The sequence below is a fragment of the Nonomuraea sp. NPDC048892 genome (genome assembly GCF_040649735.1).
Taxonomy (GTDB): domain Bacteria; phylum Actinomycetota; class Actinomycetes; order Streptosporangiales; family Streptosporangiaceae; genus Nonomuraea; species Nonomuraea maheshkhaliensis.
Genome location: NZ_JBEZFZ010000028.1, coordinates 90,652 through 103,500, shown reverse-complemented (window position 1 = coordinate 103,500; position 12,849 = coordinate 90,652). Strand labels below are relative to the sequence as shown.

Sequence of the window (12,849 nt, the reverse complement as noted above, 5' to 3'; positions counted from 1 at the left end):
GCGTGATCGGCGGCGGGGCTGCCGGCAGCGGGGCTATCGGGGGCGGGGCTGAGGAGGCCGGGTGGGTGTGGTGACGGCGCGGGGCGTCGCGGGCGGCGCGATGCTCATCGGAGCCATCACGGTGCTGGCGCGCGTCGTGGGCTTCGCCAAGCAGTACGCCTTCGCCAGGACCGTCGGCACCAACTGCCTGTCCACCGCCTACATGACGGCCAACCAGATCCCCAACATCGTCTTCGAGCTGGTCGTCGGCGGCGCGCTGGCCGGGATGGTCGTCCCCGTGCTGGCCGGCGACCTCTCGCGCGAGCGGGCGGGGCGGATCGGCTCGGCCCTGCTCACCTGGGTGATCGTCGTGCTCGTCCCGGTGAGCGTGCTCATGGCGCTGCTGGCCGGGCCGGTCATCGCGCTGTTCGTCGGCGCCGCCGTCGACGGCTGCCAGGACACCTCGGCCGTGGCCGCCGTGGCCGCCCGGATGCTGGTCGTCTTCGCCCCCCAGATCCCGCTGTACGGCGTGGCCGCCGTCCTCTACGGCGTACTGCAGTCGCACAAGCGCTTCGCCGGGCCCGCCGTCGCGCCCCTGGTCTCCAGCATCGTGGTGATCGTCGCCTACCTGCTGTTCGTGCCGCTCAGTGGCGGGGTGGTCGATCCCGCGACGCTGCCCGAGCCGGCCGAGCTGGCGCTGTCGGTGGGCACCAGCCTGGGAGTGCTGTCGCTGGTACTGACCGTGCTCGGGCCCGTGGCGCGGCTCGGGCTGCGCTGGCGGCCCACCTTACGATTCCCCGACGGGGTGGCCGGGCGGGTGCGCAGGCTCGCCCTCGCGGGCATCGCGGCGCTGCTCGCCCAGCAGGCGGCCATGATCGTGGTGCTGGTGCTGTCCAACAAGGCGATCGGCAACGGCGCCATCGCCGTCTACAACTACGCGTGGGCGATCTACCTGGTGCCGTACGCCGTGCTGGCCGTGCCCATCGCCACCAGCGCGTTCCCCCGGCTGTCCGCGCAGGCCGGCGACCCGGTGGCCTTCGCGGCGCTCTCGGCCCGCACGACCAGGGCCGTGGTGCTGGTGTCCGGGCTGGCCGCCGGGGTGCTGGCCGCCGCGTCAGGGCCGGGGGCGGTGGTCTTCCTGATCGACAAGAGCGACGTGCCGCCCGCCGAGCTGGCGGCGGCGATCGCGCTGTTCGCGCCGGGACTGGTGGGATACGGGCTGATCGCGCACCTCAGCCGGGTGCTCTATGCGGCCGGCCACGGGCGGGCGGCCGCCACCGGCACCGTCGCCGGGTGGTGTGTGGTCATGGTGGCCCAGGTCGTGTTCGTGATCGTGCTGCCCGAGCAGTGGGAGATCGGCGGGATGGCGCTCGGCATGAGCGTCGGCATGAGCGTGGGCGGGGCGTGGCTGCTCGGGTCCGTGATCCGGGCTCGGGGGCGCGCGGCCGCGGCGGGGCTGGGCAGGGCCGTGGGCGCGGCGCTGGCCGGCGGGGTGCTGGGGTGGCTCGCCGGGGCCGGCGTGGTGGGGTGGCTCGGGGCGAGCGGCCTGTGGCCGAACGTCGCCTCCGCCGCCCTGGCCGCCGTGGTGGCACTGGCCGTCGGCGCTGCTGTCGTGGCGGTGGTGGATCGGGCGGATGCTGACGCGGTGGTCGGGCTGCTGCGGCGGCGTGGCCCGAGCTGAGCCCGGGACGCCACCTCATGAGCGGGCTGAGCACGGGAGGCCACCTCTCAAGGGGGCTGGGCACGGTGGCCCGGGCAGCGCCGGAGGGATCGCTTGGGGCGGGCAGGCGGGCAGGCGGGCAGGCTGGGAGGGATCGGTTTGGGTCGCGCGGGTCGCGGGGGATCCTTCGGGGCTGGTGGGGCTGGGGTGGGGCTGGGGTGGGGCTGGTGGGGTCGGTGGGGGCAGCGGATCCAGCGCTTGGTCGGTCTGGATACGACGGGCGGTTGGGGTGGTCCGAAAGGGCGGGTGGTCGGTTCGCTCGGGATCGTTGGGTTGGTTGGCTCAGGGTGGATAGGGCGGTGTGGTGTTCGGGACGGGCGGCTGGTCGTTGGTTGGTGCGGGGAGGGTGAGTGGTCGGTCTGTGTGGGATCGTCGGGGGGCGTTCGGGGTGGACGGATCGCTGGTTCGTTCAGGGCGGACGGGGTCGTTGGTTCGTTCGGGATGGATGGACGGTCGTAGGTTCGGGCGGGCGGGTCGGCGGTTCGGGCGGGACGGACTGTTCTTGGTCGGGTCGGGAGTGGTGGACTTGAGGAGGGAGCGGGTTGTGCGGGTGGCTTTCGTGCTGGGCACTACGACCGGAGGCACGGGGCGGCATGTCCTGACGCTGGTGGAGGAGCTCGTACGCCGGGGACACCAGGTCGTCGTGATCGGGCCCGGGAGTGTCGAGGAACAGTTCGGTTTCGGCGCCGCGGGGGCCAGGTTCGCGGAGGTGGCCGTCTCCGATCGGCCGCATCCGGTGAACGACCTGCGAGCCGTGCTGGCCGTCAGGCGGCTGACCAGGGGCGCCGACGTGGTGCACGCCCACGGGCTGCGGGCGGGGGCGCTGGCCGCGCTGGCGCGGCGGGGGCCGGTCGTGACGCTGCACAACGCGCTCACCGCCGGCGGGTTCGTCGGGCTGGCCTACGGGGTGCTGGAGCGGATCGTGGCCCGCCGGGCGGGGCGCGTGCTGACCGTCTCGCCCGACCTGGCGCAGCGGATGACCCGGCTCGGCGCCCGTGACGTGCGGGCCGCCCTGGTGACGGCGCCGGTGCCCCGGCCGCCGAAGCGTACGCCGCGGGAGGTCAGGGACGAACTGGGCGCGGGCGAGCGGCCCATCCTGCTCACCGTCGCCAGATTGGCCCAGCAGAAGGGCTTGGAGACGCTCCTCGACGTCGCCGCCGGGCCGTGGCATGACGCCCGGCCGCTGTTCGTGGTGGCGGGGGAGGGGCCGCTGCGCGGGGAGCTGCGGCGCAGGATCGACGGGGAAGGGCTGCCCGTCACGCTGCTGGGTCACCGGGAGGACGTGCCCGACCTGCTCGGCGCCGCCCTGGCCCTGGTGATGCCGAGCCGGTGGGAGGGGCAACCGCTCACGCTGAGGGAGGCGCTCATGACGGGGACGCCGGCCATCGCCTCGAATGTGGGGGGCATTCCGGAAATCTTGGGAGATGCCGGAATCCTGGTTCCGTACGGTGACGTGGAGGGGTTGCGTATGGCCGTACAGGAGCTGCTGTCCAGCCCGCGAGCTGCGGAAACGCTGGCCGAGGCGGCCGCGCGGCGGGGCCGGGAGATGCCGGATGACGACGACGTCGTCGAGAGCGTGCTGGCCGCGTACCGCGGAGTGAGAGACGGGGATGGTTAGGCGTGCCCGATCCGTTCTCATATACTGCCTGGGTTAGGGAGGGGAGTATCCCTTCGCGACAGCCTCGTCATCACGGTGCAGCCCCACTCCACGGGGCCCCCGGGGCTGCCGGTCCGCGGTTTGAGCGGGCGGGAGAGACCTCCGGCAATGAAGCGTGCATGCTGCCGGAGGGTCTTTGTGACTGAACCCCTGTGGGCCTGGATCGCCGTGATCGGCGCTCTTCTGCTCGTCATCGCCGTTGACCTGTGGATCGTCGACCGCGGAGAAGCCCGGGAATTCTCCATGCGGCAGGCCGGATACTGGGTGACGTTCTACGTCGCCCTCGCTGCGGCGTTCGCCGTGTTGTTGTGGAACACCTCCGGAGCCGACCGGGCCGGGGAGTTCGTCGCCGGTTACATCACCGAATACAGCCTGAGCGTCGACAACCTGTTCATCTTCTTCATCATCATGAGCCGGTTCGCCGTGCCCAAGATGTACCAGCACAAGGTGCTGCTCGTCGGCATCCTGCTCGCGCTCGTGATGCGCGGCGCGTTCATCGCGCTCGGCGCAGCGGCTCTTGAGCGGTTCAGCTGGCTGTTCTACGTCTTCGGCGCCTTCCTCGTCTACACGGCGGTCAACCTCGTCCGCCAGCACCTGAAGGGCGAGGAGGAGGAGTTCAACGAGAACGTCCTGCTCCGATGGGTGCGCAGGGCCTTCCCGACCACCGAGGGCTACGTCGGCTCGAAGGTCACCGTGCGGATCGACGGCAGGCGCATGGTCACGCCCATGCTCATCGTGATGGTCGCCATCGGCAGCACCGACCTGCTGTTCGCCCTCGACTCGATTCCGGCGATCTTCGGGCTCACCAAGGACCCCTTCATCGTCTTCACGGCCAACGCGTTCGCCCTGATGGGGCTGCGTCAGCTCTACTTCCTCCTGGGCGGCCTGCTGCAGCGGCTCGTCTACATCAGCTATGGTTTGGCGTTCATCCTGGGGTTCATCGGGGTTAAGCTCGTATTGGAGGCGTTGCACTCCAGCCATGTCTCCTGGGCGCCCGAAATTCCCATCTGGGTGTCGCTCTCGGTCATCGGCGCCACCATGGTCATCACCACTGTGGCGAGCCTGATCAAGGCCCGCATGGACGCGCGCAAGGGCGAGCAGACGCACTCGGAGCAGGTCTAGCGAAATGGGCTTCGAGGCGCTTTGCTTGTGTAGTTGTGCCGTGTCATAGTTGCTCGTTCTGTAACATCACGGCAAAGCGCCCAGTCCAGTCACCACCAAAGGTTGTTCGTGTCAGACGATTCTGCTAAGCCGAGCCGCGTGAGGCTCGCGCGAGGGGTCTCCCCGTGGCTTCTCCCGACAGCGGCCACGGCGGCCGTCACCGCTCTGCTGACGCGCCGAAACCGGCGATGGGCGCTCGCGGCGGTGCCGCTGAGCGCGCTCACCGGTGGCATGCTCTGGTTCTTCCGCGATCCCGACCGCACTCCCGGCCGCGGCCGGGTTCTGTCGCCCGCTGACGGCGTGGTGCAGAGCATCGATCCGTGGCCGGACGGCCGCACCAGGGTCGCGATCTTCATGAACCCGCTGAACGTGCACGTCAACCGCGCCCCTCTTGCGGGAAATGTCACCTCCGTGCAGCATGTGGCAGGTGGGTTCCTGCCGGCGTTCAACAAGGACAGCGACCAGAACGAGCGCGTGGTGTGGCATTTCGAGACCGCGCTGGGCGACATCGAGATGGTGCAGATCGCGGGCGCGGTGGCGCGCAGGATCGTGCCGTATCTGAGCGCCGGGGCGAAGGTGGAGCAGGCCGAGCGGATCGGTCTCATCAGGCTCGGCTCCCGGGTCGACCTCTACCTGCCCGAAGGGATCTCTCCCGCGGTGTCCGTGGGTGACAAGACGGTTGCGGGGGTGACCAGAATTGACCACGGCTGACGCCGGCAGCTGGCAGGCCGACGAGGAAGAGCCGCGCGGTCCCGTGGGCAAGGCGTTCCGCCTGTCCGCCGCCGACTCCCTGTCCCTGGGCAACGCCGTCTGCGGGTTCCTCGCGGTGTGCGTCCTCGCCTACTCCGCCATCCAGCAGCTCCAGGTCGACGGCGGGCGCTTCACTCCCGAGCCCAGCTACTTCGCCACCGCCATCGTGCTGCTGCTCATCGGCGCGACCTGCGACCTGTTCGACGGGCTCGTGGCGAGGCGCTTCCGCGCCTCCGCGATGGGGGCCGAGCTGGACAACCTGGCCGACGTCATCAGCTTCGGGTTCGCGCCCGCGTTCATGGTGGTGATCTGGGGCGGGTTCACGCCGCAGGTGCCGTTCACCGCGGTGCTCGCGGCGGCGGCGGCCGTGCTGGTCGCCGGTGTCGTACGGCTGGCCAGGTTCGCCTGCGTCAAGACCAAGAGCGGCGACTTCATGGGGCTGCCCATCCCGATGGGCGCGATGACCGTGATCTCCATCGTGCTGCTCTTCCAGCCGAGCGTCTGGTCGCTGGCGGCCGTGCTCGGCGTGGCCTGGCTGATGGTCAGCCGGATCGAATACCCCAAGCCGAAGGGGCAGCTCGCCGCGGTCGTCCTCGGCTGGATCATGGTGAACGTGGCGTTCCTGACCGTGTGGGTCGCCTGGCCGCAGGGCGGGGACCTGCCGATCAAGATCGGGGCGAGCATGCAGATCGCGCTCGTCGCCGCGATTCCGCTGCGGGTGCTGTTCTACAAGCGCGAGCAGCGCAAGGAAGCCGCCCGTATCCGAATCGGCCACTGATGCGCCACTGACGGGATTTTTCGTCTTACTTCGGCTTTGATGGAGCCATGTCGGCTACGCCGCGCGAGCACACGCGCACGTACTATCTCGGCAAGCTGGCCACGGAGCTGGAAGAGCGCGGGCTGACCGCCCTGCTGCGGAGCCATCCGCCCGCGCTGCGCATCAGCCATCCCGACACGTTCATGCTGGCCGAGACCGTGGACTGTGTGCCGCTCTCCGGCGGATGGTTCTACCGCTGGTCGTGGGGCGAGCTGGTCGGCCTGGCCGACGAGCCCGCCCTCGCGGCGGCGCGGATCGTGCACGTGCTGGCCGCCCGCTCGTGACGCACCACCTCGCGTCGGCCGTCCGTTCATGACATGCCACGCGTCGGCGGCGCGTTCTTCACATACCACGCGCCAGGCCGCGCGTCCGTGACATGGCGACGCGTCGGTCGCGCGCCTGATGCCGGCCCAGACGGCGGCCGGCCACGGTCTACCAGCCTCTGGCTCGCCACTCGGGTAGGGCGGGGCGCTCGACGCCGAGGGTGGTGTCCTTGCCGTGGCCCGGGTAGACCCAGGTCTCGTCGGGCAGGCGGTCGAAGATGCGCTCCACCACGTCGTTGAAGAGCTGGTCGAACCGCTCGGGATCCTTGTTGGTGTTGCCGACGCCGCCGGGGAACAGGGAGTCGCCGGTGAACAGGTGATGGCCGGCCTCGCCGCCGTCGTACAGCAGGGCGATCGAGCCGGGCGTGTGGCCGCGCAGGTGGATGACCTCCAGGGTGACCTCGCCGAACGTGATCGTGTCGCCGTGCTCGACCGTGCGATGCACGGGCAGCGGGAGCGCGGGCGCGTCGAGCGGATGGGCCACCAGCCGGGCGCCGGTCACCTTGGCCACCTGCTCAAGCGCCTGCCAGTGGTCGCCGTGCTGATGGGTGGTGACGATCGTGCCGACCGGCTGGTCGCCCATCAGCGCGAGCAACCGGTCGGAGTCGGCGGCGGCGTCGATGAGCAGGCCCTCGCCGGTCTCGGTGCAACGCAGCAGGTAGGCGTTGTTGTCGTACGGGCCGACGGCGAGCTTGGAGATCGTCAGTGCGGGCAGCTCGCGCACGTCGGCGGGACCGCCGACCTGAACGTCGCCTGTGTACGTCATGGATAGTCCTTCGGGGGCGTCGCGGGCAGATCAGCGGGGGCCGGCATCGTCAGCCACGGCGGCGGTGGTGGCAGACCCGCGCCTCCGGGGCCTGGCATGAACGACTGCCCCACGGGCAACAGACTAACGCCCTCACCGCGGGAGCGGCCGGTGAGCCAGGCCAGCATGTCGCGTGGCGTGCCCGCGACCGCAGGGCCGTCGCCGAGGCCGCGCCAGCGGGCGACGATCTCGAGTGGCCGGTGGGTGGTAACCGGGGGAGTGCCCGGCGAGGACTGGTGGATGACAGGAGCGGCAGGCGTCATGGGACGCATAAGAGGGGGTTGTGAGGGTCCGTCTGTGACGGGGGTGACGGCGGGTGTGGCAGGTGTGCCGGGATGTGTGGGTGGGGGTCTGTGCGTGATGGGTGTGGCGGGATGCGGGGGTGGAGGTCCGTCTGAGATGGGTGTGGCGGCGGGTGTGCTGGGAGGTGGCGTCGGTGGGGGTTCGTCCGTGAGGAGGGTGGCGGAAGACGTACCGGGACGTGTGGGTGGGGGTGGGGGTGGGGTGAGGAGGATGATCTCGCTCACCGTGCTGTGGTCGTGGGGCCAGGTGGTGTGGCAGTCGTGTAGTTCGCGGCGGACGAACGGGTCAGGCCAGTCGGCAGGGCCGTAGCCGGCGGCGAGGTCCACATGGTGGAAGCCGACCTCGCGCAGGCGGCGTACCAGGACGTACCAGGCGGGATGGAGTGGTGGGCGCAGGCCCTCGACCCGCGCGGACCAGGCGCGGTCCGGCAGGTTCCGGACGGCGGCGGCGAAGCGGGCGGCGCCGTCCTCCAGGCGGGCCAAGTGCTGGGCGGCCGGCTGGAGGGCGTGGGCCTCGATGGCGGCCGCCCTGGACTCGTACGAGCTGTACTGAGGGGTGCGGACACCGGTCCTCGCCCAGGCCAGCAGGCTGACGTAGGAGTCGGCGTTGGCGGCGAGGTGGGCCATGACGTGCCCCCTGGTCCAGCCGGGCAGGCGGGAAGGGGCGCGGACGTCGGCGTCGGAGAGGGAGGCGGCCGTGGCCAGCAACTGGTTGGTCGCCGAGGCCAGCTCGGCCCGCAGCGCCGCGAGGACGGTCATGTCTAGATTTTTCATCATCTATCGTGTCTGGGGCGGGCGGGGCATAAAACCCCAGGTCAAGCGGTTCCATGTGGAAGGACTCCTGCCGAGGCGGGAGATGGCCGTAACCTGTGAGAGACGGATTTTCGACTGGCCGAGGATCGGGCCGCCGGAAATTGTCGGAGCCCCCGTCTACCATCGCCCGTTGGACCTATCCGCCTTTCGACTTCCGGGATCGCCGTGGCAGACCGCCTGATCGTGCGTGGTGCACGAGAACACAACCTCAAGGACGTCTCGCTGGATCTGCCGCGGGACTCGCTGATCGTCTTTACCGGCCTGTCCGGCTCGGGCAAGTCGAGCCTGGCCTTCGACACGATCTTCGCTGAGGGCCAGCGGCGCTATGTCGAGTCGCTGTCGGCCTACGCCCGCCAGTTCCTCGGCCAGATGGACAAGCCCGACGTCGACTTCATCGAGGGCCTGTCGCCCGCGGTCTCCATCGACCAGAAGGCCACCAGCAAAAACCCGCGCTCGACCGTCGGCACGATCACCGAGGTCTACGACTACCTGAGGCTGCTGTGGGCGCGCATCGGCAAGCCCCACTGCCCGGTGTGCGCGCGCCCGATCGCCAGGCAGATGCCGCAGCAGATCGTCGACCGCGTGATGGACCTGGAGGAGGGCACCAGGTTCCAGGTGCTCGCGCCGGTCATCAGGGGCCGCAAGGGCGAATACGCCGAGCTGTTCCGCGAGCTGCAGACCAAGGGCTTCGCCAGGGCCAGGGTCGACGGCACCGTCGTGCGGCTGGAGGAGCCGCCGACGCTGAAGAAGTACGAGAAGCACGACATCGAGGTCATCGTCGACCGCCTGTCGGTGAAGGACTCGGCGCGGCGCCGGCTCACCGACTCGGTCGAGACGGCGCTGCAGCTGTCCGGCGGCACGATCACGCTGGAGTTCGTCGACCTGCCCGAAGACGACCCCAACCGCGAGCGCTTCTACTCCGAGCACCTCTACTGCCCCTACGACGACCTGTCGTTCGAGGAGATGGAGCCGCGCTCGTTCTCCTTCAACTCGCCGTTCGGCGCCTGCCCTGAGTGCACCGGTCTGGGCACCAAGATGGAGGTAGACCCCGATCTGGTGGTGCCCGACCCCGAGCGCGAGCTCGGCGACGGCGCGATCCACCCGTGGTCCGGCGGCCACACCAGCGAATACTTCTCCAGGCTGATCGAGGCGCTCGGCCACACGGTCGGGTTCACGCTGGAGACGCCGTGGGAGAAGCTGCCGAAGAAGGCGCAGAAGTCGCTGCTGTACGGCCACGACGAGCAGGTCCACGTCCGCTACAGCAACCGCTACGGGCGCCAGCGTTCCTACTACACCACCTTCGACGGGGTCATCCCGTGGGTGCAGCGCCGGCACGCCGAGGCCGAGAGCGACTCGGCCCGTGAGCGGTTCGAAGGCTACATGCGCGAGATCCCGTGCCCGGCCTGCAAGGGGGCCAGGCTCAAGCCGGTCACCTTGGCGGTGACGGTGGCCGGGAAGTCGATCGCCGAGGTCGCGGCCATGTCGATCGGCGAGTGCGCCAAGTTCCTGGCCGCGCTCAAGCTGTCCGACCGCGACATGCACATCGCCGAGCGGGTGGTCAAGGAGATCAACGCCCGCATGGGCTTCCTGCTCGACGTCGGCCTCGACTACCTGACCATGGACCGCGCCGCCGCCACCCTGGCCGGTGGCGAGGCCCAGCGCATCAGGCTGGCCACGCAGATCGGCTCCGGCCTGGTCGGCGTCCTCTACGTGCTCGACGAGCCGTCCATCGGCCTGCACCAGCGCGACAACATGCGCCTGCTCGACACGCTGGTCAGGCTGCGCGACATGGGCAACACGCTGATCGTGGTCGAGCACGACGAGGACACGATCGCGGCGGCCGACTGGGTGGTCGACATCGGGCCCGGCGCGGGCGAGCACGGCGGCCAGGTCGTCGTCTCCGGCACCGTCCAGGACCTCCTGTCCAGCGAGGAGTCCTTGACGGGGGCCTACCTGTCGGGGCGCAGGAGCATCCCGATCCCTGCCAAGCGCCGCAAGCGCGACAAGAAGCGGCAGATCACGGTCAAGGGCGCGCGCGAGCACAACCTCAAGGGCGTCGACATCGAGTTCCCGCTGGGGATGTTCACCGCCGTCACCGGCGTGTCGGGGTCGGGCAAGTCGACGCTGGTCAACGACATCCTCTACAACGCCCTGGCCAAGGAGCTCAACGGGGCGCGCACGGTGCCGGGCCGCCACTCGCGGATCAACGGCATGGACCAGGTCGACAAGGTCGTCCACGTCGACCAGTCGCCGATCGGCCGCACCCCGCGCTCCAACCCGGCCACCTACACCGGCGTCTTCGACCACGTGCGCAAGCTGTTCGCGGCCACGGCCGAGGCCAAGGTGCGCGGCTACCAGCCCGGGCGCTTCAGCTTCAACGTCAAGGGCGGGCGCTGCGAGGCGTGCGCCGGCGACGGCACCATCAAGATCGAGATGAACTTCCTGCCCGACGTCTACGTCCCCTGCGAGGTGTGCCACGGCGCCCGCTACAACCGGGAGACGCTGGAGGTCCACTACAAGGGCAAGACGATCGCCGAGGTGCTCGACATGCCGATCGAGGAGGCCCTCGGCTTCTTCGACGCCATCCCCGCGATCAAGCGCCACCTGCAGACGCTCAACGACGTGGGGCTCGGTTACGTACGGCTCGGGCAGCCGGCGACCACGCTGTCCGGCGGCGAGGCACAGCGGGTCAAGCTGGCCTCCGAGCTGCAGCGGCGGCAGACCGGGCGGACCATCTACGTCCTCGACGAGCCGACCACCGGTCTGCACTTCGAGGACATCAGGCGGTTGCTCGGCGTGCTGGGGCGGCTGGTCGACGGCGGCAACACGGTGATCGTCATCGAGCACAACCTCGACGTCATCAAGACCGCCGACTGGATCATCGACATGGGGCCCGAGGGCGGCTCACGCGGCGGCACGCTCGTGGCCTGCGGCACGCCCGAGGAGGTCGCGCTGGTGGACGAGAGCCACACCGGGCGCTTCCTGCGCAAGATCCTCGAGTTCTGACCCCTGGCGCCGGAGATCCCGCCTGCCGAAACGTTCGACGGGCGGGACTTCCGGCGTCACCAGACGTGGCGGCTCCGGGCCCGACGCTTGGGCCGGGCTTCGGAGCTACGCGGCGCGGCAGCACTGGGCACGGTGCTGGGGTTTACGCGGTGCGGCGGCTCTGGGCGCGGTGCTATGCGGCGGGCGCGGTGCTACGCGGTGCGGCGGGTGCGGGCGCGGCGTTTGGCGGCGTCGCCGCGTTCCAGCCACCACTCGGCCACCAGCAGCGGCAGCACCCAGCCCAGCCAGGCCGCCAGCCCCGACACCGTGGCGATCATCAGCCCCGTGTCACCGAGGAAGGTCGTCTCCAGCTGCGGCTCCAGCAGGATCACGAACAGCACGCTGTAGATCCGGTTGGTGATGATGGACATCGTCAGCGCGAAGCTGCGCACCATCCACCGCCGGTGATCGACGAACCTGCGCTGCCTGGCCATCCGCCATCCCGCCACCGTGACACCCAGCCAGAGCAGCGCCAGCGTGACGTCACTGGCCATCGTCACCGGCCCGAACGGCGTGGCCAGGCCCACCACCAGACCCAGCAGGCCGGCCGGCAGGCAACCGCCGAACACGTACACGCGGCCGATCATCCGGTGCGCCCGCGGGTAGCGGGCGCGGAACCACGGCCAGATCTGCAGGCAGCACGTGATCATCGCGATCGAGCCGAACACCACGTGCAGCGAGAGCATCACGAAGTGCGGCGGGAAGAAGTCAGGGGCGGGCACGCGCGACTGCGAAGGATCCAGCGACAGGTACGGCGGCAGCGAGAAGGCGATGAACGCGGCCGCCACCACCATCAGCGGCGCCACCCACGGCCGGCGTCACCACCGGGTCCTGGGCACCTGAACGGGAGGGACAGAGGGACGCGTCGTCGAAGTCGTCATGCACGCAGCCTGGGGTGGGCCGCTGACCGCCGGCCTACCACCCGCTGACAGGACCGGCGGGTGCCGTCAATAAGGTGAAGTCCTGAGTCATCACCGCGGCTCCAGGGGCGAACGCAGGAGCGCGGGCACATCGCGGGCACACGCGGAAACACGCGGAGACACTGATCGGGGGCGGAGCCATGTCCGGGAACGGGTTGGGGCGTCGGGAACTGCTGGGCGCGACCGGGGTCGCAGCGTGCGGCCTGGCGCTGACCGCGTGCGGCTCGCAAGGCGCGCAGGCCAGGCCGAGCCTCAAGGGAAAGGTCCTGGCCAAGACGGCGGACGTGCCCGTCGGCGGCGGCAAGCTGATCGAGGACCTCAAGATCGTGGTGACGCAGCCCACGCAGGGCGTCTACAAGGCCTACAGTTCGGTGTGCACCCACCAGGGCTGCCAGGTCGGCACACCCGCGGACAACGTCATCAGGTGCGCCTGCCACGGCAGCGAGTTCGCCGCCGATACCGGGCAGGCCACCAAGGGTCCCGCGACCGCGCCGCTGACCTCGTTCAAGGTGAAGGTCGAAGGCGACGGGATCGTGGTCGCCTGAACGGGTAATAGT

At 70.2% G+C, this 12,849-nt stretch carries 11 protein-coding genes; 8 read left to right on the top strand and 3 right to left on the bottom strand.

What is annotated here, in order from left to right; all coding sequences use genetic code 11:
* The first annotated feature begins 61 nt into the window (after nt 1-61).
* The 6 genes from AB0C28_RS47185 (at nt 62) to AB0C28_RS47160 (ending at nt 6,368) form a co-directional block, all read left to right on the top strand.
* Entirely contained in the window at nt 62-1,660 is a 1,599-nt protein-coding gene (locus AB0C28_RS47185; RefSeq protein WP_357854447.1) for a lipid II flippase MurJ, read from the top strand.
* A gap of 583 nt (nt 1,661-2,243) precedes the next feature.
* The gene (locus tag AB0C28_RS47180; protein WP_358082680.1) at nt 2,244-3,317 is read left to right on the top strand and encodes a glycosyltransferase family 4 protein; all 1,074 of its coding nucleotides are present in this window, start codon (nt 2,244-2,246) and stop codon (nt 3,315-3,317) included.
* A gap of 177 nt (nt 3,318-3,494) precedes the next feature.
* Nucleotides 3,495-4,478, top strand: coding sequence for a TerC family protein (locus AB0C28_RS47175; RefSeq protein ID WP_358082677.1), 984 nt, complete (start codon nt 3,495-3,497; stop codon nt 4,476-4,478).
* 138 nt (nt 4,479-4,616) lie between these two features.
* Nucleotides 4,617-5,228, top strand: coding sequence for a phosphatidylserine decarboxylase (locus tag AB0C28_RS47170; RefSeq protein ID WP_357854439.1), 612 nt, complete (start codon nt 4,617-4,619; stop codon nt 5,226-5,228).
* On the top strand, nt 5,215-6,045 hold the full coding sequence (gene pssA, locus AB0C28_RS47165; RefSeq protein WP_106251537.1) for a CDP-diacylglycerol--serine O-phosphatidyltransferase: 831 nt from the start codon (nt 5,215-5,217) through the stop codon (nt 6,043-6,045). Before AB0C28_RS47170 ends, pssA begins: the two co-directional genes overlap by 14 nt.
* A gap of 47 nt (nt 6,046-6,092) precedes the next feature.
* Nucleotides 6,093-6,368: a hypothetical protein gene (locus tag AB0C28_RS47160; RefSeq protein WP_357854434.1), complete on the top strand. Its 276-nt coding sequence runs from the start codon at nt 6,093-6,095 to the stop codon at nt 6,366-6,368.
* A gap of 148 nt (nt 6,369-6,516) precedes the next feature.
* Here AB0C28_RS47160 and AB0C28_RS47155 read toward each other — a convergent pair whose 3' ends face one another.
* The gene (locus AB0C28_RS47155; protein ID WP_357854431.1) at nt 6,517-7,173 is read right to left on the bottom strand and encodes an MBL fold metallo-hydrolase; all 657 of its coding nucleotides are present in this window, start codon (nt 7,171-7,173) and stop codon (nt 6,517-6,519) included.
* A complete protein-coding gene (locus tag AB0C28_RS47150) occupies nt 7,170-8,273 on the bottom strand; it encodes a maleylpyruvate isomerase N-terminal domain-containing protein (RefSeq protein ID WP_358082675.1) in 1,104 nt (367 codons plus the stop codon). The genes AB0C28_RS47155 and AB0C28_RS47150 overlap by 4 nt, the downstream gene beginning before the upstream one ends.
* A 219-nt stretch (nt 8,274-8,492) precedes the next feature.
* Here AB0C28_RS47150 and uvrA point away from each other — a divergent pair, with 219 nt between their 5' ends.
* Nucleotides 8,493-11,333 carry an excinuclease ABC subunit UvrA gene (gene uvrA, locus AB0C28_RS47145; RefSeq protein WP_357854424.1) on the top strand — a complete coding sequence of 947 codons (2,841 nt, stop codon included), beginning with the start codon at nt 8,493-8,495 and terminating at the stop codon, nt 11,331-11,333.
* A 191-nt stretch (nt 11,334-11,524) separates the two neighbouring features.
* Here the strand turns inward: uvrA and AB0C28_RS47140 are convergent, their stop codons facing one another.
* On the bottom strand, nt 11,525-12,178 hold the full coding sequence (locus AB0C28_RS47140; protein WP_358082672.1) for a DUF2306 domain-containing protein: 654 nt from the start codon (nt 12,176-12,178) through the stop codon (nt 11,525-11,527).
* 269 nt (nt 12,179-12,447) lie between these two features.
* Here AB0C28_RS47140 and AB0C28_RS47135 point away from each other — a divergent pair, with 269 nt between their 5' ends.
* Entirely contained in the window at nt 12,448-12,837 is a 390-nt protein-coding gene (locus tag AB0C28_RS47135) for a Rieske (2Fe-2S) protein (RefSeq protein ID WP_358082669.1), read from the top strand.
* Nucleotides 12,838-12,849 lie beyond the last annotated feature (12 nt).

Coding starts and splice junctions, on each gene's coding strand:
- AB0C28_RS47150 (WP_358082675.1), bottom strand. CDS start 8,273: ATGACCGTCCTCGCGGCGCTGCGGGCCGAGCTGGCCTCGGCGACCAAC.
- AB0C28_RS47155 (WP_357854431.1), bottom strand. CDS start 7,173: ATGACGTACACAGGCGACGTTCAGGTCGGCGGTCCCGCCGACGTGCGC.
- AB0C28_RS47160 (WP_357854434.1), top strand. CDS start 6,093: ATGTCGGCTACGCCGCGCGAGCACACGCGCACGTACTATCTCGGCAAG.